The sequence below is a fragment of the Bacillus sp. FSL K6-2869 genome (assembly GCF_040869405.1).
Classification (GTDB): Bacteria; Bacillota; Bacilli; order Bacillales; family Bacillaceae; genus Bacillus; species Bacillus altitudinis.
The window spans coordinates 1-24383 of record NZ_CP152035.1; the positions used below are offsets into that span (position 1 = coordinate 1).

At 43.1% G+C, this 24383-nt stretch carries 15 protein-coding genes, 2 tRNA genes, 3 rRNA genes and 1 other annotated feature; of the genes, 18 read left to right on the top strand and 2 right to left on the bottom strand.

Annotated elements, in window-relative coordinates:
• The 12 genes from dnaA (at window position 1) to rrf (ending at window position 14527) form a co-directional block, all read left to right on the top strand.
• Window positions 1–1341, top strand: coding sequence for a chromosomal replication initiator protein DnaA (dnaA, locus tag MHI58_RS00005; protein WP_008347594.1), 1341 nt, complete (start codon window positions 1–3; stop codon window positions 1339–1341).
• Between the two features lie 196 nt (window positions 1342–1537).
• On the top strand, window positions 1538–2674 hold the full coding sequence (gene dnaN, locus MHI58_RS00010) for a DNA polymerase III subunit beta (protein ID WP_008347596.1): 1137 nt from the start codon (window positions 1538–1540) through the stop codon (window positions 2672–2674).
• A 150-nt stretch (window positions 2675–2824) separates the two neighbouring features.
• Window positions 2825–3040: a S4 domain-containing protein YaaA gene (gene yaaA / locus MHI58_RS00015; RefSeq protein WP_008347598.1), complete on the top strand. Its 216-nt coding sequence runs from the start codon at window positions 2825–2827 to the stop codon at window positions 3038–3040.
• A 16-nt stretch (window positions 3041–3056) separates the two neighbouring features.
• Complete coding sequence (gene recF, locus MHI58_RS00020) at window positions 3057–4169, top strand: DNA replication/repair protein RecF (protein ID WP_024718424.1); 1113 nt, start codon at window positions 3057–3059, stop codon at window positions 4167–4169.
• Window positions 4170–4186: 17 nt separating this feature from the next.
• A complete protein-coding gene (remB, locus tag MHI58_RS00025; protein WP_024718423.1) occupies window positions 4187–4432 on the top strand; it encodes an extracellular matrix regulator RemB in 246 nt (81 codons plus the stop codon).
• 57 nt (window positions 4433–4489) lie between these two features.
• Window positions 4490–6406, top strand: coding sequence for a DNA topoisomerase (ATP-hydrolyzing) subunit B (gyrB, locus tag MHI58_RS00030; RefSeq protein ID WP_024718422.1), 1917 nt, complete (start codon window positions 4490–4492; stop codon window positions 6404–6406).
• 233 nt (window positions 6407–6639) lie between these two features.
• Window positions 6640–9144 (top strand): DNA gyrase subunit A, encoded by a 2505-nt coding sequence (gene gyrA / locus MHI58_RS00035; protein WP_017359864.1) that lies wholly within the window; start codon window positions 6640–6642, stop codon window positions 9142–9144.
• A gap of 365 nt (window positions 9145–9509) precedes the next feature.
• Window positions 9510–11058, top strand: a 16S ribosomal RNA gene (locus MHI58_RS00040).
• Window positions 11059–11154: 96 nt separating this feature from the next.
• A tRNA-Ile gene (locus tag MHI58_RS00045) sits at window positions 11155–11231 on the top strand.
• A gap of 14 nt (window positions 11232–11245) precedes the next feature.
• Window positions 11246–11321 (top strand) — tRNA-Ala (locus MHI58_RS00050).
• Between the two features lie 98 nt (window positions 11322–11419).
• Window positions 11420–14350: ribosomal RNA gene (locus MHI58_RS00055) — 23S ribosomal RNA — on the top strand.
• A 61-nt stretch (window positions 14351–14411) separates the two neighbouring features.
• Window positions 14412–14527: ribosomal RNA gene (gene rrf / locus MHI58_RS00060) — 5S ribosomal RNA — on the top strand.
• The 16S, 23S and 5S rRNA genes sit together here with 2 tRNA genes alongside, the layout of an rRNA operon.
• An 11-nt stretch (window positions 14528–14538) precedes the next feature.
• On the opposite strand, the gene MHI58_RS00065 is transcribed toward rrf, so the two are convergent.
• Entirely contained in the window at window positions 14539–15507 is a 969-nt protein-coding gene (locus MHI58_RS00065; RefSeq protein ID WP_056407810.1) for a YaaC family protein, read from the bottom strand.
• Window positions 15508–15628: 121 nt separating this feature from the next.
• Here MHI58_RS00065 and guaB point away from each other — a divergent pair, with 121 nt between their 5' ends.
• Both guaB and MHI58_RS00075 read left to right on the top strand, forming a co-directional pair.
• Entirely contained in the window at window positions 15629–17095 is a 1467-nt protein-coding gene (gene guaB / locus MHI58_RS00070; RefSeq protein ID WP_008342039.1) for an IMP dehydrogenase, read from the top strand.
• Window positions 17096–17255: 160 nt separating this feature from the next.
• Entirely contained in the window at window positions 17256–18581 is a 1326-nt protein-coding gene (locus MHI58_RS00075) for a D-alanyl-D-alanine carboxypeptidase family protein (RefSeq protein ID WP_008342036.1), read from the top strand.
• 42 nt (window positions 18582–18623) lie between these two features.
• Here the strand turns inward: MHI58_RS00075 and MHI58_RS00080 are convergent, their stop codons facing one another.
• Window positions 18624–20102, bottom strand: coding sequence for a PLP-dependent aminotransferase family protein (locus MHI58_RS00080; RefSeq protein ID WP_008342034.1), 1479 nt, complete (start codon window positions 20100–20102; stop codon window positions 18624–18626).
• A 246-nt stretch (window positions 20103–20348) separates the two neighbouring features.
• Here MHI58_RS00080 and pdxS point away from each other — a divergent pair, with 246 nt between their 5' ends.
• From pdxS to MHI58_RS00100, 4 genes are all read left to right on the top strand, one after another.
• Window positions 20349–21233, top strand: a complete 885-nt coding sequence (gene pdxS / locus MHI58_RS00085) for a pyridoxal 5'-phosphate synthase lyase subunit PdxS (RefSeq protein ID WP_041506554.1) — start codon at window positions 20349–20351, stop codon at window positions 21231–21233.
• A 20-nt stretch (window positions 21234–21253) separates the two neighbouring features.
• Entirely contained in the window at window positions 21254–21844 is a 591-nt protein-coding gene (pdxT, locus tag MHI58_RS00090) for a pyridoxal 5'-phosphate synthase glutaminase subunit PdxT (RefSeq protein ID WP_045035229.1), read from the top strand.
• A gap of 53 nt (window positions 21845–21897) precedes the next feature.
• Window positions 21898–22113, top strand: a binding site (T-box leader).
• Window positions 22114–22161: 48 nt separating this feature from the next.
• A complete protein-coding gene (gene serS / locus MHI58_RS00095) occupies window positions 22162–23436 on the top strand; it encodes a serine--tRNA ligase (protein ID WP_045035228.1) in 1275 nt (424 codons plus the stop codon).
• A gap of 101 nt (window positions 23437–23537) precedes the next feature.
• Complete coding sequence (locus tag MHI58_RS00100; protein ID WP_008342025.1) at window positions 23538–24365, top strand: methyl-accepting chemotaxis protein; 828 nt, start codon at window positions 23538–23540, stop codon at window positions 24363–24365.
• Window positions 24366–24383: the final 18 nt, after the last annotated feature.

Genomic DNA, 24383 nt, shown 5'->3' on the forward strand with positions numbered 1-24383 from the left:
ATGGAAAATATTTTGGATCTGTGGAATAAAGCACTTCAAAAAATAGAGACAAAATTGAGCAAACCTAGTTTTGAAACATGGATGAAGTCCACTAAAGCCCATTCTCTTCAAGGAGATACGCTGACTATTACTGCACCTAATGAATTTGCGAGGGACTGGCTCGAGTCAAGATACCTTCACTTAATTGCAGATACCATCTATGAACTGACAGGCGAAGAGCTCAGCATCAAATTTATCATTCCTCAAAATCAGGACGAAGAGGAAGCCATGCCAAAATCTCCAATCAAAAAAATGTCGAAAGAAGAACCCGTTGAAATTCCACAAAATATGCTGAATCCAAAATATACATTTGATACTTTTGTTATTGGTTCAGGCAACCGTTTTGCTCATGCAGCTTCACTTGCAGTCGCAGAAGCACCAGCAAAAGCATATAACCCGCTTTTTATTTATGGGGGCGTTGGTTTAGGAAAGACTCACTTAATGCATGCGATCGGTCATTACGTCATCGACCATAATCCATCAGCCAAAGTGGTCTATCTATCATCTGAAAAATTTACAAATGAATTTATCAACTCAATCCGGGACAACAAAGCAGTCGATTTCCGTAATCGCTATCGGAATGTAGATGTGCTTTTGATAGATGATATTCAATTTTTAGCAGGAAAAGAACAAACACAAGAAGAGTTTTTCCATACATTCAACACACTTCACGAAGAAAGTAAGCAAATCGTCATTTCTAGTGACCGGCCGCCAAAGGAAATTCCGACACTTGAAGACAGATTACGCTCTCGATTCGAATGGGGCTTAATTACAGACATTACCCCGCCAGATCTAGAAACGCGTATTGCGATCTTACGTAAAAAAGCAAAAGCAGAAGGTTTAGACATTCCGAATGAAGTCATGCTTTATATTGCCAATCAAATTGACAGCAACATTCGGGAACTGGAAGGTGCTTTGATTCGTGTTGTTGCTTACTCTTCTTTAATCAATAAAGACATCAATGCTGATCTAGCAGCTGAAGCCCTAAAGGACATCATTCCTTCATCGAAACCTAAGGTGATTACAATTAAAGATATTCAAAGAATTGTAGGGCAGCAATTTAATATTCGATTAGAAGATTTCAAAGCGAAGAAACGTACGAAATCAGTTGCTTATCCAAGACAAATTGCGATGTATCTCTCTAGAGAAATGACCGATTCCTCTCTACCTAAAATCGGAGAAGAATTTGGTGGACGAGATCATACGACCGTCATTCATGCTCATGAGAAAATTTCAAAATTAATCGTTGAAGATGAACAGCTTCAGCAGCATGTCAAAGAGATCAAAGAACAACTAAAATAATCAAGCTGATAAGATAAGTACGGGAAAATGTGAATAACTAGAGCATAGTCATACACAGTCTGTCCACATGTGGATAGGCTGTCTTTCCTTTCTTTCTACCGACTTATCCACATATTCACAAGCCCTACTAGTACTTCTACGATTTTTATTAAATAAATATATATACATGTCATTAAGAAAAATTAGGAGGACCACTATGAAATTCACGATTCAAAAAGATCGTCTTGTTGAAAGTGTCCAAGATGTATTAAAGGCCGTATCCTCTAGAACAACGATTCCTATTTTGACAGGGATTAAAATTGTTGCATCTGATGAAGGGGTTTCTCTCACAGGGAGCGATTCTGATATCTCAATCGAATCTTTTATTCCTCAAAGAGATGGAGATTTAGAAGTCATTACAATTGATCGACCGGGAAGTATTGTGCTGCAAGCCCGCTTCTTTAGCGAAATCGTTAAGAAACTGCCTATGTCTACTGTCGAAATTGAGGTAGAACAAAATCATCTGACCATCATCCGCTCTGGTTCAGCAGAATTTAATTTAAACGGCTTAGATGCTGAAGAATATCCGCATCTGCCACAAATTGAAGAGCATCATGCTTTTCAAATTCCAACAGATTTGCTTAAAAACCTTATCCGTCAAACGGTTTTTGCAGTGTCCACCTCAGAAACACGACCTATCTTGACAGGTGTAAACTGGAAGGTTGAAAAAGGTGAATTAATATGCACAGCAACGGATAGCCATCGTCTTGCTTTAAGAAAAGCGAAGTTGGATATTAACGAGGAAAGCTCGTACAATGTGGTCATTCCAGGAAAGAGTTTAACAGAGCTAAGTAAAATTCTTGATGATGGACAAGATCTTGTGAGCATCGTCATTACGGAGACACAGGTTCTCTTTAAAGCACAGAACGTGCTATTCTTCTCAAGATTGCTGGATGGTAATTACCCAGATACAGCTCGCCTCATTCCGCAAGAAAGTAAAACGGATGTAGTAGTGAATACGAAAGAATTCCTTCAAGCGATTGATCGCGCATCACTTTTAGCAAGAGAAGGGCGTAACAACGTGGTGAAGCTTTCTGCTGATCCTGCGCAAAGCCTTGAAATCTCTTCTAACTCGCCTGAAATCGGTAAAGTAGTTGAAACGGTGCAAGCAGATGACATTAAAGGGGAGGATCTCAAAATCTCTTTCAGTCCGAAATATATGCTTGATGCTTTAAAAGTATTAGAGGGAACAGAGATTCATGTCAGTTTCACTGGCGCAATGAGACCATTCCTATTACGCACGCCAAATGATGATTCCATTTTGCAATTGATTCTTCCAGTTAGAACGTATTAATTTGGTCTAAAATGGCTGCTGTGTGAGCGCACAGCAGCTTTTTTCCTCGTTTCCTCAGCTTTCTTTCATCCCAGTTCGCTTTCCCCCTTTCCTTCTTGTCTTGTTTTTTAGTACAATTAGATATTAGTGATATTGAAAGAGGTCGATACAATGCCTAATCTGATAACGATTGAAACAGAAATGATTACATTAGGGCAGTTTTTGAAATTAGCGGAAGTCATTCAATCTGGTGGAATGGCGAAGTGGTTTTTAAGTGAACATGAGGTGTTCATCAATCAAGAGCCAGATAATAGACGGGGACGCAAATTATACCCAGGTGATGTTGTCGAGATAGAAGGTCACGGCACATTTCAAGTTGTGAATTAGAAACGGGTGACAATACATGTACATTCAAAGTCTGGCGTTAACTTCATACCGAAACTATGAACACACCGAGCTTCAATTCGACAATAAGGTGAATGTGATGATTGGTGAGAACGCCCAAGGTAAAACGAACCTGATGGAAGCGATCTATGTATTGTCGATGGCAAAGTCTCATCGTACGTCAAATGATAAAGAACTTATCCGATGGGACGAAGACTATGCTAAAATAGAAGGTAGAGTCATCAAAAAAAATGGTCCACTCCCCATGCAGCTCGTGATCTCAAAAAAAGGAAAAAAGGGCAAGGTCAATCACATTGAACAACAGAAACTCAGTCATTATGTTGGTGCCTTGAACACCATCATGTTTGCACCAGAGGATCTCAGCCTTGTGAAAGGTAGCCCGCAAATCCGCAGAAGATTCCTCGACATGGAGATTGGACAAGTGTCTGCTGTCTATTTGCATGATTTATCGCTCTATCAAAAAATCCTCTCTCAGCGGAATCATTACTTGAAACAACTGCAAACAAGAAAGCAAACGGATCAAGCGATGCTGGAGGTTTTAACAGAGCAGTTGATTGATGCGGCAGCGAAGGTTGTCAAAAGACGACTGACTTTTACGAAACAGCTCGAAAAATGGGCGCAGCCGCTGCATTTTGGGATTTCAAGAGAGCTGGAAACGCTCACGCTCCAATACCAGACGGCCATAGAGGTATCAGAAGCGTCAGACTTGTCGAAAATAAAAAATAGCTATGAAGAATCGTTTCAGAAACTAAGAGACAGAGAAATAGACCGAGGGGTGACGCTATGGGGGCCTCACAGAGATGATCTTCTTTTCTTTGTGAATGGTCGGGATGTTCAGACATATGGCTCTCAAGGGCAGCAAAGAACAACAGCTCTTTCACTAAAGCTGGCAGAAATTGATCTGATTCATGAAGAAATCGGTGAATACCCAATTCTTCTGCTCGATGATGTTTTATCTGAACTTGATGATTACAGACAGTCTCATTTGCTCCATACCATTCAGGGACGTGTACAGACCTTCGTCACCACAACAAGTGTTGAAGGCATCGATCACGCCACCTTGAAAGAAGCGGAAATTTTCAGAGTAGCCAGTGGAAAAGTAATTGACTGATAAATGAGGTGTGGGTCTTGTATATTCATTTAGGTGATGATTGTGTTGTTTCTACACGAGAGATTGTCGCAATTGTTGATTACAAAATGAGGTCATCTTCTGTTGTAGAGGAATTTCTTCAAAAACAAGAAGAACAAATCATTTCGTTGTCACAAGGGACACCCAAATCCATCGTCGTCACAACTAAATCTGTTTATTACTCTCCTCTTTCCTCAAGCACGCTCAAAAAACGTGCTTCATTTGTGATTGAAATTGAAGTCTAAAAGCTCAATTCATATAAATATATCGTTTAAGAAAAGTGTAGGTGAATGTACGTGGCAATGGAACAGCAACATAATAGTTATGATGAAAATCAGATACAGGTGCTCGAAGGACTAGAAGCGGTTAGAAAACGTCCAGGAATGTACATTGGGTCAACCAGTGCAAAAGGACTTCACCATCTTGTATGGGAAATTGTCGACAACAGTATTGATGAGGCTTTAGCTGGTTATTGTACAGACATTACAGTGCAAATTGAAAAAGATAATAGCATCACAGTGAAAGATAACGGCCGCGGAATTCCTGTTGGGATTCACGAAAAAATGGGACGTCCTGCTGTAGAAGTGATTATGACGGTTCTTCACGCTGGTGGTAAATTTGACGGCAGCGGTTATAAAGTATCTGGCGGTTTGCATGGTGTAGGGGCATCTGTTGTTAATGCGTTATCTACGACCTTAGACGTGACCGTATACCGTGATGGGAAAATTCATTATCAACAATTCAAACGCGGTGTTCCAGTTGGAGATTTAGAGATCATTGGTGAAACAGATGTAACAGGGACAACCACTCATTTTGTGCCAGATCCAGAAATTTTCACTGAAACCATTGAATTTGATTACGACACACTTGCTAACCGTGTACGTGAGTTAGCTTTCTTAACAAAAGGCGTCAACATCATCATTGAAGACTTACGTGAAGGCAAAGAGCGAAGAAACGAATACTGCTATGAAGGCGGTATTAAGAGCTATGTAGAACATTTGAATCGCTCGAAGGAAGTCGTTCATGAAGAACCAGTTTACATCGAGGGTGAAAAAGACGGAATCACCGTTGAAGTTGCACTGCAATACAACGATTCCTATACAAGCAATATTTATTCTTTCGCCAACAACATCAACACATATGAAGGCGGAACACACGAAGCAGGCTTTAAAACCGGTCTGACGCGTGTGATCAATGATTATGCTCGTAAAAATGGCGTATTCAAAGATGGTGACTCGAATTTGAGCGGTGAAGATGTACGAGAAGGCTTAACAGCCATTATCTCTATCAAACATCCAGACCCTCAATTCGAAGGACAAACGAAGACAAAGCTCGGTAACTCAGAAGCAAGAACCATTACCGACTCCCTCTTCTCCGAAGCACTTGAGAAATTCCTTTTAGAGAACCCTGATGCTGCAAAGAAAATTGTGGAGAAAGGTGTGATGGCAGCTCGTGCAAGAATGGCTGCCAAAAAGGCACGTGAGCTGACAAGACGTAAAAGTGCACTGGAAGTCTCTAGCTTGCCTGGGAAACTGGCAGACTGTTCTTCTAAAGATCCTTCCATCTCTGAGCTTTATATCGTAGAGGGAGATTCTGCGGGCGGATCTGCTAAGCAAGGTCGTGATCGACATTTCCAAGCGATCTTACCGTTAAGAGGGAAGATCCTAAACGTTGAAAAAGCCCGACTAGATAAAATTTTATCTAACAACGAGGTTCGTTCAATGATTACAGCGCTAGGGACCGGAATCGGAGAAGACTTCACTTTAGAGAAAGCACGTTATCACAAAATTGTGATCATGACTGATGCTGATGTTGATGGAGCGCATATTCGGACGCTACTCCTAACATTCTTCTATCGCTACATGCGTGAAATCATTGAAAACGGTTATGTGTATATTGCACAGCCGCCTTTATATAAAGTGCAGCAAGGAAAGCGTGTTGAATACGTGTATAACGATAAACAGCTAGATGAACTGTTAAAAACACTGCCTCAAACACCGAAACCTGGACTTCAGCGTTATAAAGGTCTTGGAGAGATGAATGCTACTCAGCTTTGGGAAACAACAATGGATCCTGATGCGAGAACACTTCTTCAAGTTACACTTGAGGATGCAATCGATGCTGATGAGACTTTTGAAATGCTAATGGGAGATAAAGTAGAGCCGAGACGTAACTTTATCGAAGAAAATGCACAATACGTAAAAAATCTTGATATTTAGATAGGTATCCCCCCTTGAGAGCAACCTTATTTCTTGTTTGGAATAAGGTTGTTTTTCAAGAAACAGGGGCGTGAAACGAATGTCCTGGTTTTCTGCGTTTCGTTGATTTTCTAGTAAATAAATGTGTATAAAGGCAAGATTATTGATATAATGGAGAATAGTCTTGTGAAGATAAATACATATTTACTCCCACATAATTTATTTCATGTGATACGTAAAGGGAGGTTCTTATAGTGAGTGAACAACATACACCAAATGTACGCGAAGTGAATATTAGCCATGAAATGCGTACGTCCTTTTTAGATTATGCAATGAGTGTTATTGTTTCGCGTGCATTACCAGATGTGCGAGACGGATTGAAGCCCGTGCATCGAAGAATTTTGTATGCGATGAATGACCTAGGTATGACAAGTGATAAACCATTTAAGAAATCTGCACGTATCGTTGGGGAAGTTATCGGTAAGTACCACCCTCACGGTGATAGCGCTGTATATGAAGCGATGGTTCGGATGGCGCAAGATTTCAACTATCGTAATATGCTGGTTGAAGGGCACGGGAACTTTGGTTCTGTCGATGGAGACGGTGCAGCAGCCATGCGTTATACCGAGGCACGTCTATCTAAAATTTCGATGGAGATCCTGCGCGATATCACAAAGGACACCATTGATTATCAAGATAACTACGATGGCAGTGAAAGAGAGCCAGTCGTTATGCCTGCTAGGTTCCCGAACTTATTAGTGAACGGGGCAACTGGAATCGCTGTAGGGATGGCAACGAATATCCCGCCTCACCAACTAGGTGAAGTGATTGATGGGGTATTGGCAATTAGTCAAAATCCTGAAATGACGACACAGGAACTAATGGACATCATTCCAGGTCCAGACTTCCCAACTGCGGGACAAATCATTGGCCGAAGCGGTATTCGTAAAGCGTATGAAACAGGACGCGGCTCTATTACATTACGTGCAAAGTCAAATATCGAAGAAACATCTAGTGGTAAGCAGCGCATTATCATCAACGAGATTCCTTACCAGGTTAATAAAGCTCGTTTGATCGAAAAAATCGCTGATCTTGTCCGTGATAAAAAGATTGATGGCATTACAGATCTTCGTGATGAATCTGACCGTAATGGAATGAGAATTGTCATTGAACTACGAAGAGACGCAAACGTCCATGTTCTATTAAACAATCTTTATAAACAAACGACACTTCAAACGTCCTTCGGTATTAACTTGCTTGCACTTGTTGATGGACAGCCGAAAGTGTTGTCTCTCAAACAATGTCTTGAATATTACCTTGAGCATCAGAAAGTGATCATTCGTCGAAGAACGGCGTATGAATTGCGTAAAGCGGAAGCAAGAGCTCATATTTTAGAAGGCTTAAGAATTGCGCTTGATCACTTAGATGAGGTCATTGCCTTAATTAGAGGCTCTCAAACTGCTGAAATTGCAAGAAATGGTTTGATGGAAAACTATAGCTTGTCTGAAAAACAAGCACAGGCCATTCTCGATATGCGACTCCAGCGTTTGACTGGTTTAGAAAGAGAGAAAATAGAAGATGAATACAAAGGGCTTGTTGAATTGATTGCTGAATTGAAAGCCATTCTAGCAGACAATGAGAAAGTTCTAGAAATCATTAGAGAAGAATTAACAGAAATCAAAGAACGCTTCAATGATACGCGCCGCACAGAAATTGTGACAGCGGGTATAGAAACAATCGAAGACGAAGATTTGATTCCTGTTGAAAATATAGTGATCACACTGACTCATAATGGTTATATTAAGCGCCTGCCTGCATCAACATACCGCAGTCAAAAAAGAGGCGGTAAAGGTGTACAAGGAATGGGAACCAACGAAGATGATTTCGTTGAACAGCTGATCTCAACATCTACGCACGATACGATTCTCTTCTTCTCTAATAAAGGGAAGGTCTATCGAGCGAAGGGCTATGAGATCCCTGAATTCGGACGAACAGCGAAAGGGATTCCGATTATTAACCTTCTTGAAGTAGAAAAGGGAGAGTGGATAAACGCCATTATTCCAGTCAGCGAATTTGATGAAGATTCGTATCTCTTCTTTACAACAAGACACGGTGTATCGAAACGAACGTCATTGTCTCAATTTGCAAACATCCGTAACAACGGTTTGATTGCACTCAGCCTGCGTGATGAAGATGAATTGATGGCTGTTCGTTTAACCAATGGTGAAAAACAAATCATCATCGGAACGAAAAAAGGAATGCTCATTCGTTTCGACGAGACAGATGTTCGTGAAATGGGACGTACAGCAGCTGGAGTTAAAGGGATCACACTTTCTGAGGATGACATCGTCGTTGGAATGGAAATCCTTGAGCCAGATGCAAATGTATTGATCGTAACTGAAAAAGGTTATGGTAAATTAACGCCTGAAAAAGAATATCGTGTCCAAAGCCGTGGTGGTAAAGGTCTGAAAACGTGCAAGATCACTGACAACAACGGTCCGCTTGTTGCAGTGAAGGCGACTAACGCTGAAGCTGAAGAAGACTTGATGATTATCACAGGCAGTGGTGTCATCATCCGTATGGCTGTTTCAGATATCTCCACAACAGGCCGAGTCACTCAAGGTGTCCGCCTGATCCGTCTAGGTGATGATGAACATGTCGCTACAGTGGCATTAGTAGAACAATCACCAGAAGACGATGAAGAGAATAGTGAAGAAAACGTAGAAAATGTAGAGTCAGATCAAGAGCAATCTGAGTAAAAATAAAGCCGGTGAAAAACCGGCTTTATTTTTTTTTTGAAAAAACATGATTTTTTTTGAAGTTTATAATGCTTTTTTCATAGATATGTGTTAATCTTTCAAAGGAGCAAAAAGAGGCTCTATTTTTTATCTCTTTCATAACAAAAACTTCTTAAAAAAATAAAATGTTTTTCAAGAAAAATGTTGACTATTGATAGAGATATATGATATATTTAAGTGGTCGCTTTGAGAGAGTGACAAACAAGTTCTTTGAAAACTAAACAAGACAAAACGTACCTGTTAATTCGAGTTTTTATAAAAAAATCCTATGATACATCATAGGTAGTCAGTCAAACTGGCGAAAAGCAAAACTTCGGTTTTGTACTTTTTCGGAGAGTTTGATCCTGGCTCAGGACGAACGCTGGCGGCGTGCCTAATACATGCAAGTCGAGCGGACAGAAGGGAGCTTGCTCCCGGATGTTAGCGGCGGACGGGTGAGTAACACGTGGGTAACCTGCCTGTAAGACTGGGATAACTCCGGGAAACCGGAGCTAATACCGGATAGTTCCTTGAACCGCATGGTTCAAGGATGAAAGACGGTTTCGGCTGTCACTTACAGATGGACCCGCGGCGCATTAGCTAGTTGGTGAGGTAACGGCTCACCAAGGCGACGATGCGTAGCCGACCTGAGAGGGTGATCGGCCACACTGGGACTGAGACACGGCCCAGACTCCTACGGGAGGCAGCAGTAGGGAATCTTCCGCAATGGACGAAAGTCTGACGGAGCAACGCCGCGTGAGTGATGAAGGTTTTCGGATCGTAAAGCTCTGTTGTTAGGGAAGAACAAGTGCAAGAGTAACTGCTTGCACCTTGACGGTACCTAACCAGAAAGCCACGGCTAACTACGTGCCAGCAGCCGCGGTAATACGTAGGTGGCAAGCGTTGTCCGGAATTATTGGGCGTAAAGGGCTCGCAGGCGGTTTCTTAAGTCTGATGTGAAAGCCCCCGGCTCAACCGGGGAGGGTCATTGGAAACTGGGAAACTTGAGTGCAGAAGAGGAGAGTGGAATTCCACGTGTAGCGGTGAAATGCGTAGAGATGTGGAGGAACACCAGTGGCGAAGGCGACTCTCTGGTCTGTAACTGACGCTGAGGAGCGAAAGCGTGGGGAGCGAACAGGATTAGATACCCTGGTAGTCCACGCCGTAAACGATGAGTGCTAAGTGTTAGGGGGTTTCCGCCCCTTAGTGCTGCAGCTAACGCATTAAGCACTCCGCCTGGGGAGTACGGTCGCAAGACTGAAACTCAAAGGAATTGACGGGGGCCCGCACAAGCGGTGGAGCATGTGGTTTAATTCGAAGCAACGCGAAGAACCTTACCAGGTCTTGACATCCTCTGACAACCCTAGAGATAGGGCTTTCCCTTCGGGGACAGAGTGACAGGTGGTGCATGGTTGTCGTCAGCTCGTGTCGTGAGATGTTGGGTTAAGTCCCGCAACGAGCGCAACCCTTGATCTTAGTTGCCAGCATTTAGTTGGGCACTCTAAGGTGACTGCCGGTGACAAACCGGAGGAAGGTGGGGATGACGTCAAATCATCATGCCCCTTATGACCTGGGCTACACACGTGCTACAATGGACAGAACAAAGGGCTGCGAGACCGCAAGGTTTAGCCAATCCCACAAATCTGTTCTCAGTTCGGATCGCAGTCTGCAACTCGACTGCGTGAAGCTGGAATCGCTAGTAATCGCGGATCAGCATGCCGCGGTGAATACGTTCCCGGGCCTTGTACACACCGCCCGTCACACCACGAGAGTTTGCAACACCCGAAGTCGGTGAGGTAACCTTTATGGAGCCAGCCGCCGAAGGTGGGGCAGATGATTGGGGTGAAGTCGTAACAAGGTAGCCGTATCGGAAGGTGCGGCTGGATCACCTCCTTTCTAAGGATATATGGAGCAGCGTACGTTTTTCGTCTTGTTTAGTTTTGAAGGAACTTGCAAAAGATCCTACAACATCATATCTTCGATATGAAAGATGGGCCTGTAGCTCAGCTGGTTAGAGCGCACGCCTGATAAGCGTGAGGTCGGTGGTTCGAGTCCACTCAGGCCCACCATCTTCTATTAAATCGGGGCCTTAGCTCAGCTGGGAGAGCGCCTGCCTTGCACGCAGGAGGTCAGCGGTTCGATCCCGCTAGGCTCCACCAACGTGTTCTTTGAAAACTAGATAACAATAAGTAATACATTCACATTGAATGCAATGCAAAGTTCATCACACATAGTGATTCTTTCTAAAGTAAGAAATGGTTAAGTTAGAAAGGGCGCACGGTGGATGCCTTGGCACTAGGAGCCGATGAAGGACGGGACGAACACCGATATGCTTCGGGGAGCTGTAAGCAAGCTTTGATCCGGAGATTTCCGAATGGGGAAACCCACTGCTCGTAATGGAGTAGTATCCATACTTGAATACATAGAGTATGAGAAGGCATACCCGGGGAACTGAAACATCTAAGTACCCGGAGGAAGAGAAAGCAAATGCGATTCCCTGAGTAGCGGCGAGCGAAACGGGAACAGCCCAAACCAAGAGGCTTGCCTCTTGGGGTTGTAGGACACTCTATACGGAGTTACAAAGGAACGATATAAGCGAAGAGGTCTGGAAAGGCCCGCCAAAGAAGGTAACAGCCCTGTAACTGAAATGTTGTTCTCTCCAGAGTGGATCCTGAGTACGGCGGAACACGTGAAATTCCGTCGGAATCCGGGAGGACCATCTCCCAAGGCTAAATACTCCCTAGTGACCGATAGTGAACCAGTACCGTGAGGGAAAGGTGAAAAGCACCCCGGAAGGGGAGTGAAATAGATCCTGAAACCGTGTGCCTACAAGTAGTCAGAGCCCGTTAACGGGTGATGGCGTGCCTTTTGTAGAATGAACCGGCGAGTTACGATCCCGTGCAAGGTTAAGCAGAAGATGCGGAGCCGCAGCGAAAGCGAGTCTGAATAGGGCGCATGAGTACGTGGTCGTAGACCCGAAACCAGGTGATCTACCCATGTCCAGGGTGAAGTTCAGGTAACACTGAATGGAGGCCCGAACCCACGCACGTTGAAAAGTGCGGGGATGAGGTGTGGGTAGGGGTGAAATGCCAATCGAACCTGGAGATAGCTGGTTCTCTCCGAAATAGCTTTAGGGCTAGCCTCAAGGTAAGAGTCTCGGAGGTAGAGCACTGATTGGACTAGGGGCCCCTACCGGGTTACCGAATTCAGTCAAACTCCGAATGCCGATGACTTATCCTTGGGAGTCAGACTGCGAGTGATAAGATCCGTAGTCGAAAGGGAAACAGCCCAGACCGCCAGCTAAGGTCCCAAAGTATACGTTAAGTGGAAAAGGATGTGGAGTTGCTTAGACAACCAGGATGTTGGCTTAGAAGCAGCCACCATTTAAAGAGTGCGTAATAGCTCACTGGTCGAGTGACTCTGCGCCGAAAATGTACCGGGGCTAAACGTATCACCGAAGCTGCGGACTGTTCTTACGAACAGTGGTAGGAGAGCGTTCTAAGTGCAGTGAAGTCAGACCGGAAGGACTGGTGGAGCGCTTAGAAGTGAGAATGCCGGTATGAGTAGCGAAAGACGGGTGAGAATCCCGTCCACCGAATGCCTAAGGTTTCCTGAGGAAGGCTCGTCCGCTCAGGGTTAGTCGGGACCTAAGCCGAGGCCGAAAGGCGTAGGCGATGGACAACAGGTTGATATTCCTGTACCACCTCCTCACCATTTGAGCAATGGGGGGACGCAGGAGGATAGGGTAAGCGCGGTATTGGATATCCGCGTCCAAGCAGTTAGGCTGGGAAATAGGCAAATCCGTTTCCCGTGAAGGCTGAGCTGTGATGGCGAGCGAAATTTAGTAGCGAAGTTCCTGATTCCACACTGCCAAGAAAAGCCTCTAGCGAGGTGAGAGGTGCCCGTACCGCAAACCGACACAGGTAGGCGAGGAGAGAATCCTAAGGTGATCGAGAGAACTCTCGTTAAGGAACTCGGCAAAATGACCCCGTAACTTCGGGAGAAGGGGTGCTTCTTAGGGTGTTAAAGCCCCGAGAAGCCGCAGTGAATAGGCCCAGGCGACTGTTTAGCAAAAACACAGGTCTCTGCGAAGCCGTAAGGCGAAGTATAGGGGCTGACGCCTGCCCGGTGCTGGAAGGTTAAGAGGAGCGCTTAGCGTAAGCGAAGGTGCGAATTGAAGCCCCAGTAAACGGCGGCCGTAACTATAACGGTCCTAAGGTAGCGAAATTCCTTGTCGGGTAAGTTCCGACCCGCACGAAAGGCGCAACGATCTGGGCACTGTCTCAACGAGAGACTCGGTGAAATTATAGTACCTGTGAAGATGCAGGTTACCCGCGACAGGACGGAAAGACCCCGTGGAGCTTTACTGCAGCCTGATATTGAATGTTGGTACAGCTTGTACAGGATAGGTAGGAGCCTTGGAAACCGGAGCGCTAGCTTCGGTGGAGGCATCGGTGGGATACTACCCTGGCTGTATTGACCTTCTAACCCGCTGCCCTTATCGGGCAGGGAGACAGTGTCAGGTGGGCAGTTTGACTGGGGCGGTCGCCTCCTAAAATGTAACGGAGGCGCCCAAAGGTTCCCTCAGAATGGTTGGAAATCATTCGCAGAGTGTAAAGGCACAAGGGAGCTTGACTGCGAGACCTACAAGTCGAGCAGGGACGAAAGTCGGGCTTAGTGATCCGGTGGTTCCGCATGGAAGGGCCATCGCTCAACGGATAAAAGCTACCCCGGGGATAACAGGCTTATCTCCCCCAAGAGTCCACATCGACGGGGAGGTTTGGCACCTCGATGTCGGCTCATCGCATCCTGGGGCTGTAGTCGGTCCCAAGGGTTGGGCTGTTCGCCCATTAAAGCGGTACGCGAGCTGGGTTCAGAACGTCGTGAGACAGTTCGGTCCCTATCCGTCGCGGGCGCAGGAAATTTGAGAGGAGCTGTCCTTAGTACGAGAGGACCGGGATGGACGCACCGCTGGTGTACCAGTTGTTCTGCCAAGGGCATCGCTGGGTAGCTATGTGCGGACGGGATAAGTGCTGAAAGCATCTAAGCATGAAGCCCCCCTCAAGATGAGATTTCCCATTCCGCAAGGAAGTAAGATCCCTGAAAGATGATCAGGTTGATAGGTCTGAGGTGGAAGCGTGGTGACACGTGGAGCTGACAGATACTAATAGATCGAGGACTTAACCTATATTCTAATGTGAAAAATGAACATTGTTATCTAGTTTTGAGAGAACATTCTCTCCATCAGGTTTGGTGGCGATAGCGAAGAGGTCACACCCGTTCCCATACCGAACACGGAAGTTAAGCTCTTCAGCGCCGATGGTAGTTGGGGGTTTCCCCCTGTGAGAGTAGGACGCCGCCAAGCTTTTCAAAGGATCAGTTCCAGTCGGAACTGGTCTTTTTTGTGTTTTCTTCTAGCAGCATCATGATATAAGCCGGAAACTTGTCCTCTGCAATCTCCATATAACGTTCAATCATGACATAATCATCACTAATATATTGAGATAAAAGCTCGTACCACCATTCTGTTTCGTAGCGGGCAATCATACTGAGATTATACATTAACAAGTAATGGCTGATGATCTCAGGAATCCCTAAAAAGGCATCTCGCGTTGATGGAATGAACCATTGATTCATTTCTAAATCATAATGAAGATGAGTAGCAAGAGCAGGGTTTTCTTCTGAAAATACATCAAATGTTAGTTTTTTAGCTTCTCGTTGCTTAAGCTTCCAAGTTGTATGGAACTCAAAATATTCAATAAAACGTTCGGCAGACATGTTATAGAGCAAGGGAATATGATCTTGAATCAACATGCCATTTGCTTGTTCTATTTTCACTAAAGTCGCGGGTTGTTTTTGAAACTCCAGAATATGACCCATTTCAGGTATTTTTGAAAGGAGATTGATCATCGTAAATCGTTCATCTTCAAGACCATTTAAATGAAATAAGTGCTTTAATACATGCATACATAATCCGTTTCGCTGAATCTTGACTTCATCCTCACTAAAACGATAATGTTGCTTCTTTCTTTTTCTTGAGGTGACACCATGAGCTAAGACAGAGGTTTGAGAAGGATAGTCGGGATCCACTGTCAGCAAACATGCCTTTAACAGCTGTGCCATTCCATAAAACAATAAAATCGGTTTTAGTTCAAGTGGAGCTGATGCGGCTTGGTCATAAAATGTATGACCGTGCTTTAAAAAGTAAATAAATCGTTCACAGTTTTTATAGGCCTGCTGGTTTGCCTCCTGAATCTTCCGTTTCTCGTACTGTTGAAATAGAAACTTTTGGGAAGTTTCAAGTGAGTAAAAACGTTTTAAATCCTTCCATCCTGAACTTTTCATCTTCTTCCTCAACTCTCTTTATATTTTCTAAAAATTGCAACTGTTTGTTGCTTCCTTGACATGCTGTTTCCTAGTTGATAATCTACATATAATATTTTGCCGAAAAGAGGGGGATTTACTAATGTGGGAAAGTAAATTTTCAAAAGAAGGTTTGACGTTTGACGATGTGTTGCTTGTTCCAGCAAAGTCTGAGGTGCTTCCGCGTGATGTCAATTTATCAGTTGAGTTAACAAGCACTTTAAAGCTGAACATTCCAATTATTAGTGCGGGAATGGATACTGTGACGGAATCACAAATGGCGATTGCAATGGCACGTCAAGGTGGTCTTGGAATCATCCATAAGAACATGTCTATTGAGCAGCAAGCTGAACAAGTGGACAAAGTAAAACGTTCAGAGCGTGGTGTTATTACAAATCCATTTTTCTTAACACCGGATCATCAAGTATTCGATGCAGAACATTTAATGGGTAAATATCGTATTTCTGGTGTACCGATTGTTAATAACGAACAAGATCAAAAGCTTGTTGGGATTATTACGAACCGTGACCTTCGTTTTATTTCGGATTATTCAATGAAGATTAGCGACGTGATGACAAAAGAGGAACTTGTGACAGCTTCTGTTGGAACAACATTAGAAGAAGCTGAAAAAATCCTTCAGCAATATAAAATTGAAAAATTACCTCTTTTAGATGACGAAGGAACATTAAAAGGTCTCATCACCATCAAAGATATTGAAAAAGTGATTGAATTCCCTAACTCCTCTAAAGATGCACATGGCCGTTTAATTGTTGGTGCCGCTGTAGGTGTCACTGGCGATACAATGACTCGTGTGAAAAAATTAGTAGAAGCCAATGTTGATGTGATCGTCATTGATACAGCACACGGTCATTCTCAAGGTGTTCTAGACACTGTATCGAAAATCCGTGAAACGTATCCTTCTCTTAACATCATTGCTGGTAACGTTGCAACAGCTGAAGCAACAAAAGCATTGTTTGAAGCTGGAGCAGATATTGTAAAAGTGGGTATTGGACCAGGATCGATTTGTACAACACGTGTTGTTGCAGGAGTCGGTGTACCACAAATCACAGCGATTTATGACTGTGCAACAGAAGCAAGAAAGCATGGTAAATCTATTATTGCAGATGGTGGAATTAAATATTCAGGTGATATCGTGAAAGCATTAGCTTCTGGTGGACATGCTGTTATGCTGGGAAGCCTTCTTGCTGGTACATCTGAAAGCCCAGGAGAAACAGAAATTTTCCAAGGCAGACGTTTCAAAGTATATCGTGGTATGGGTTCTGTTGCTGCAATGGAAAAAGGAAGTAAAGATCGTTACTTCCAAGAAGATAATAAAAAATTCGTTCCAGAAGGTATCGAAGGACGTACACCGTATAAAGGACCAGTTGTTGACACTGTTTACCAACTTGTTGGCGGTATTCGCTCTGGTATGGGCTACTGTGGAACACAGGACTTACGTACTCTTAGAGAAGAAGCACAATTCATTCGCATGACAGGTGCGGGTCTTCGTGAGAGCCATCCACATGATGTACAAATTACAAAAGAATCACCAAACTACACAATTTCTTGATAAATTGTGACAATCAAATTACATTTGACAGGGTCTATGACTCTGTCTATTTTTTTTGTCTTTATTGTGATAAAATTTATACTGTTGTGTCGAAATAAGCCCTTGTGGATTAAATATATATGAAAAACGTCGAAAAAAGATGAATACGGAGGTATGACGATTGAACAGCAAGATGTTGAAACAGCTTATGGTCTCTATCCTTGCATTGGCATTGATTGTTACTGCATTTACCCCAATGTCCAAAGCAAAAGCGGCTGAAGATCCATTCAATGTGAATGCGAAAGCAGCCATCCTTATTGAAGCTTCTACAGGTAAAATTCTTTATAGTAAAAACGCAGAACAAAGACTGCCTATTGCAAGTATGGCAAAGATGATGACAGAGTATCTATTACTAGAGGCAATTGCTGAAGGCAAAGTGAAATGGGATCAAACATATACGCCAGATGATTACGTGTACGAAATTTCTCAGGACCGCAGTTTATCCAATGTTCCATTGAGGAAAGATGGTTCGTATACTGTCAAAGAACTTTATCAAGCAACGGCTATTTATTCAGCAAATGCAGCAGCAATTGGTCTAGCAGAGGTAATCGCTGGATCAGAATCAAAGTTTGTTGAAAAAATGAATGCAAAAGCAAAAGAACTTGGTTTAACCAATTACAAATTCGTGAATGCAACTGGATTAGAAAATAAAGACTTACATGGCAAACAGCCAAAAGGTACGGGACCTGATGAAGAAAGCGAAGTTTCCGCAAAGGATATGGCTTTGCTTGCACAGCATCTCATCAAAGATCATCCAGAAATTCTTGAAACAGCAAGCATCGCGAAAACAAAGTTCAGAGAAGGCACAGATGACGAAATGGACATGCCAAACTGGAACTTTATGCTTAAAGGACTTGTGAAAGAATATGAAGGCGTAGACGGTCTGAAAACGGGCTCTACTGATTCAGCTGGTTCTAGCTTCACAGGTACAGCAAAACGTGGTGACATGCGTGTGATCGCAGTTGTCCTTAATGCTAAAGGAAATCTTCATACAGCTCGTTTTGATGTGGCGAAAAAATTGTTCGATTATGCCTTTAAAAACTTCACGATGAAAGAAATGTACAAAAAAGGCCAACAAATCAAGGGACATGAAAACATCGAAGTCGATAAAGGGAAAGATAAAGAAGTACCCGTCGTGACGAAAGAAGCTTTCTCTGTACCGGTTAAAAATGGTGACGAGAAGAGCTATAAAGCGAAAGTAAATATTGATAAAAAGAACCTAGAAGCTCCTATTAAAAAAGGAACGAAGGTTGGCATGCTGACGACTTCTTATTCTGGTGATGAGAAGGACTACGGCTATTTGAGTAAAGACCAATCAGGTGTTGAGCTTGTGACGAAAACAGGTGATGAAAAAGCAAACTGGTTCATCCTTGCAATGCGTGGTGTAGGTGGATTCTTCGCTGGCATTTGGGGCGGAATCGTCGACACAGTAAAAGGTTGGTTCTAATAAAAAAACTGCTCTCTATATGTGAGAGCAGTTTTTTTATCGTTAAAAGAAAAGAGATTGTTTGTGGTTTTGAGGTGTAGACAAGGCCTGCTGAAAAATACCACATAACTTTTCCATACCTTCCGTCAGTGCCTTTTCATTCACATAAGAAAAGCTAAGGCGTATATAATTCTGCTTCGGCTCCCCAGGATAGCAGACAGAGCCAGGCAGGAAGGTGATTTGCTGCTTCCGTGCCTCATGTAATAGGGCACGTGTATCGACCCAGGAAGGAAAGCTAAGCCACAAATTGAGCCCGCCCTGTGGGATTTGCCACGTGACGTCCTTTGGCGCATGCTTTGTCAACACATCCATCATCAAATCGCGTCTCACCTTCAAGGCAGTTCTTAATTTTTTCGTATGATCGATCATTTTCTTGGAAGTGAGAAACGGTAAGATCGCCTTTTGGGTGAGAAGCGGGCTCCCTAAATCATTATTGGCTTTTGCAGCTAATAAACGGTTAAATATAGAGCCTGACGCTGTAATAATTCCAATTCTGCATCCTGGAGCCAGTGTCTTGCTTAATCCTCGTAAATAAATGACGTGTCCATCGTGATCTAGGCTTTTAATGGGTGCCGGCGGCTTCTTTTCAAAATAAAGCTCACGATAAGGATCATCCTCTACAATGAGACAATCAATGCTTTGTGCCAGTAAAAGCAGCTGTTTTCTTCGTTTCATCGACATACTAGCACCTGTAGGACTGTGAAAAGTAGGAATGGTATAGATGAGCTTTGGTTTATATTTATCACAAATGCTTTGAAGCTGTTTCATGTTCATTCCTTCATGATCGACAGGAACCGTAATAATTCGTGCCCCCCTCCCCATAAAGACATCAATTGCGCCTGGATAAGTGGGCGCCTCCATGACAACTACATCATCTGGCCCGATAAATGTACGTGCTACTAAATCAAGCCCTTGCTGAGAACCGCTAGTGACAAGGATATTTTCAGGAGTAGAAGGAACATCTAATTTTTCTAGAAATGATTGAATGACCTGACGAAGCTGAAGGTCACCTTGTATTTCACCGTATTTTGACATGATTTGAGGATGCCGGGCTAGGACATGCTGCATTTCTTTTTCTAAATACCGGTTAGGTAAAAGACCAGGATCAATCATAGAGGAAGAAAGATTAATGGCTTCTTCGACATAGTGATACTGAGCGAATTGAGACCTTGGTAAATAATCTGGGATCGATAACTGCCAATCGAAAGAAGTAGATGATTGAACCGGGATGTCGGTTTGCTCATGCTGCTCATTCACAAACGTACCTTTCCCTTGTACAGTCGTTAAAAATCCGTCGTCCTTAAGCCGTGTATATGCTTTTGCTGCTGTGACAAGACTTACATTTAGCTGTTTCGCTAGATCACGTACAGTCGGCAGCTTATCGCCTTGCTGAAGCAGACCTGATTGAATGTGATCAACGATGGAAAAGTAAATCTGATTCGAAAGAGATGTATCTGAATGTCGATGGATATCAATATGCATGAAAATCCTCCAATGGGTGTGGAATTGTTATAGATGGTTTCGAATTGTTATAGATGCATTATAACATGTTAATAACACTTAAAAGAGGGAATGATGCCTTTTAAACTATGAAACCTTGATATATAAGGGTTTCTTCTTTTTTATGAGCTAATTGAATTGTTATACTATTCTCTTTATTGTTATACTCTATCGCTTGTATGATAAAGGTGTTGAATCAATCGAATAGACAAATGGGAGGAAACAATTGTGAGCAATAAGGGAACTGAACGAGTAAAACGTGGAATGGCAGAAATGCAAAAAGGTGGCGTCATTATGGATGTCGTCAATGCTGAGCAGGCAAAAATCGCAGAAGAAGCAGGCGCAGTGGCAGTGATGGCACTAGAACGGGTACCAGCTGATATCCGTGCAGCAGGCGGTGTTGCCCGTATGGCAGACCCAAGAATCGTGGAAGAAGTACAAAATGCAGTAACGATTCCAGTCATGGCAAAAGCACGTATCGGCCACATCGTGGAAGCTCGTGTTCTTGAAGCACTTGGTGTTGATTATATTGATGAGAGTGAAGTGCTGACGCCCGCAGATGAGGAATTCCATTTAAATAAAAATGAATACACGGTTCCTTTCGTATGTGGCTGCCGTGATCTAGGTGAGGCGACTCGTCGTATTGCAGAAGGTGCATCTATGTTGCGTACAAAAGGTGAGCCTGGTACAGGAAATATTGTAGAAGCTGTTCGTCATATGAGAAAGGTCAATGCTCAAATTCGTAAAGTGTCGGCAATGAGTGAAGATGAATTGATGACAGAAGCCAAGAATCTGGGCGCACCTTATGAATTATTGCTTCAAATTAAAAAAGATGGCAAATTGCCAGTTGTAAACTTTGCTGCTGGAGGTGTTGCAACACCAGCAGATGCAGCATTAATGATGCAGCTTGGAGCAGATGGTGTATTTGTCGGCTCTGGTATCTTCAAATCAGACAATCCAGCTAAGTTTGCAAAAGCGATTGTAGAAGCAACGACTCATTTCACAGATTACCGTCTAATTGCAGAGCTTTCTAAAGAGCTTGGAACAGCGATGAAAGGAATTGAAATTTCAAATCTATTGCCAGAAGAGCGTATGCAAGAGCGTGGCTGGTAATTAAGGGAGCGCAAACGAACATGCTAACAATTGGTGTACTAGGGCTTCAAGGAGCGGTGAGAGAGCATATTCAATCGATTGAAGCTTGTGGCGCAGCGGGAAAGATCATCAAGCGGGTAGAGGAGTTAGAAATTGTTGACGGTCTCATTATCCCTGGTGGTGAAAGTACGACGATGAGAAGACTCATGGATACGTACCAATTCATTGAACCGATTAAAGCGTTCGCTGCTCAAGGTAAACCGATATTTGGGACTTGTGCCGGTTTGATTATGCTGGCAAAGCATATAGAAGATCGAGAAGATGCTCATCTTGGACTGTTAAATGTCTCTGTTGCACGTAATTCGTTTGGCAGACAGGTAGACAGCTTTGAAGCAGATGTAGAAGTGAAAGGACTGGATGCGCCGTTTACAGGAGTGTTCATCCGTGCGCCTCATATCATCAGCGCAGATGAGAGCGTAGAGGTCATGGCTGAGTATGACGGCAGGATTGTGATGGCGAAAGAAGACAATATCTTAGGTTGTTCTTTTCATCCAGAGCTGACGGACGACCATCGGTTAACACAGCTGTTTGTTGAGATGGTGGAGTCCTATAAAACGAAGCTTGCTGTATAAAACGGTTGAAAAGAGATAAAACTTATAGTACATTAAAATCACAATCAAAGATCGAAAAAGCGTTGACGGGAAATAGTAAGAAGCCCCTCTTTCTCAGAGAGCCGATGGTTGGTGAGAATCGGTGAAAGATGCATTCTGAATCCATCCTTGAGCGAAATGCTGAAACACGAAGTAAGCATTTACGGTGATGCCGTTACAGAGGAAAGAGGAAAGCATGCTTTTGGCGTGTTTTCAATCAGGGTGGCAACGCGAGAGCTCTCGTCCCTTTCATGGGATGAGGGCTCTTTTTATTTTTCGATAAAAAAGGAGTGTTACACATGCTGGATATTAAACAACTGCGCACGGATTTTGATCAAATCAAAGAAAAATTAGCCCATCGAGGCGAAGATTTAGCGGATTTTGATAAGTTTGGTGAGCTGGATGAAAAAAGAAGAGAGTTAATCGGCAAAACAGAAGTATTAAAGAGCCGAAGAAATGAAGTATCACAGCAAGTGGCTGTTCTAAAAAGAGAAAAGAAAGACGCCGATCACATTATTCAAGAAATGCGTGAGGTAGGCGATGAGATTAAGAAGTTAGATGATGAATTAAGAACAGTAGAGGAAAGCCTGCAAACCATCCTGTTCTCAATTCCAAACATCCCTCATGACTCTGTACCAGTCGGTGAAACAGAAGATGACAACATTGAAGTGAGAAAATGGGGCGAACAGCCAGCCTTCTCATTTGAACCAAAGCCGCATTGGGATGTAGCGGATGAGCTGAAGATTTTGGATTTTGAACGTGCAGGAAAAGTGACAGGAAGCCGTTTCGTTTTTTATAAAGGGCTAGGCGCACGGTTAGAGCGTGCACTTTATAACTTTATGCTGGATTTACACGTAGATGAATTTGGTTTTACTGAAGTACTACCACCTTATATGGTCAACAGAGCAAGCATGACAGGAACTGGACAGCTTCCAAAGTTTGAAGAGGATGCTTTTAAAATTCGAGAAGAAGATTATTTCCTCATTCCAACGGCTGAAGTGCCAATTACGAATATGCACCGTGACGAAATTCTTGAAGGAGAGCAGCTGCCAATCAATTATGCAGCGTTTAGTGCTTGCTTTAGATCAGAAGCTGGTTCTGCTGGTAGAGATACGCGCGGACTCATCCGTCAGCACCAATTTAACAAAGTAGAGCTTGTGAAATTTGTCAGACCAGAAGAATCTTATGAAGAATTAGAAAAACTAACAAACCAAGCAGAAAAAGTTCTTCAATTATTGAACCTGTCATACCGTGTCATGAGCATGTGTACAGGAGATTTAGGCTTTACGGCTGCGAAGAAATACGATATCGAAGTATGGATTCCAAGCCAAAATACGTATCGTGAAATTTCTTCTTGCAGTAACTTTGAAGCGTTCCAAGCGAGACGAGCAAACATTCGTTTCCGCCCTGAGCCTAAAGCCAAGCCAGAACACGTCCACACATTAAATGGATCTGGTTTAGCAGTAGGAAGAACTGTTGCAGCCATTTTAGAAAACTATCAACAAGAGGATGGAACAGTGATCATTCCTGAGGTGTTACGTCCTTATATGGGAAATAAAGAAGTGATAAAATAAGATGCCGTCATGGCATCTTATTCTTTTTACCTAAACTTCTACAGCTTTTCTAAAATAAGCCGATAAAAGAACTAAAAGCATCTAGGAAAGAAGGAATAACCTTGAATAGGCTTGACTATTATGTTGAAATGGCTCAATTACTCAGAAAAGTTCTAGATGAAAGTGTTCTTTTCGGCATCACTGATACAGAAAAGGTACTTTGCTATTATCCATCGACCACAGTAGATTTTGGCATTAAAGTAGGGGACGCTTTAAACCCAGAGGACCAAAACGTGGCGACGACATTAAGAGGACAAGAATATGATGGGCATTTGCCAGAGTCTTTATATGGTTATGAAATTGCTGTAAAAGGTTATCCGATTTTTGATGAAGATAGAAAAGTGATTGGCTCTTTTTTAGTGGCTTTTTCACATCATCGTGAGAAGAAATTAAGCGGCTATATGGAACATATCAATAAAGTAGCGAAAGAGTTACAAGGTGGAATTGAGCAAATTGCTGCTCATTCTCAAGAACTGGCTGCGACAAGCTTAGAAATTAGTGAACAGGCCGGAAGAGCAGAAGAGAAATCCGCAAACATTGAAGAAGTCGTCAAAACCATTGGCGGTATTGCGAGACAAACAAATCTGTTAGGACTCAATGCTGCAATTGAAGCGGCAAGAGCAGGTGAAAATGGAAAAGGCTTTGCTGTTGTTGCAGACGAGGTACGTAAGTTATCAGATGGATCAAAGGAAGCAGCTGAAACCATTAATGCATTTTTAAAAGAAATCCAAGACAGCATTGGCACTTTATCTGAAAATATCTCACAAATCAGCAGTTCAACAAACGAACAAGCTAAACAAGTGACAGACTTTACAAAGATTATTGAGTCATTAAATGATTTTAAAGAAGAGATGAATCTTTTTATTGAAGAAATTAGACAGGATACGTAATAAATGGAGAGCAGCCGA

Excerpts from the sequence above, each read along its gene's own strand:
- dnaA (WP_008347594.1), top strand. The coding sequence starts at position 1 with ATGGAAAATATTTTGGATCTGTGGAATAAAGCACTTCAAAAAATAGAG.
- dnaN (WP_008347596.1), top strand. The coding sequence starts at position 1,538 with ATGAAATTCACGATTCAAAAAGATCGTCTTGTTGAAAGTGTCCAAGAT.
- yaaA (WP_008347598.1), top strand. The coding sequence starts at position 2,825 with ATGCCTAATCTGATAACGATTGAAACAGAAATGATTACATTAGGGCAG.
- recF (WP_024718424.1), top strand. The coding sequence starts at position 3,057 with ATGTACATTCAAAGTCTGGCGTTAACTTCATACCGAAACTATGAACAC.
- gyrB (WP_024718422.1), top strand. The coding sequence starts at position 4,490 with ATGGAACAGCAACATAATAGTTATGATGAAAATCAGATACAGGTGCTC.
- MHI58_RS00065 (WP_056407810.1), bottom strand. The coding sequence starts at position 15,507 with ATGAAAAGTTCAGGATGGAAGGATTTAAAACGTTTTTACTCACTTGAA.
- guaB (WP_008342039.1), top strand. The coding sequence starts at position 15,629 with ATGTGGGAAAGTAAATTTTCAAAAGAAGGTTTGACGTTTGACGATGTG.
- MHI58_RS00080 (WP_008342034.1), bottom strand. The coding sequence starts at position 20,102 with ATGCATATTGATATCCATCGACATTCAGATACATCTCTTTCGAATCAG.
- pdxT (WP_045035229.1), top strand. The coding sequence starts at position 21,254 with ATGCTAACAATTGGTGTACTAGGGCTTCAAGGAGCGGTGAGAGAGCAT.
- serS (WP_045035228.1), top strand. The coding sequence starts at position 22,162 with ATGCTGGATATTAAACAACTGCGCACGGATTTTGATCAAATCAAAGAA.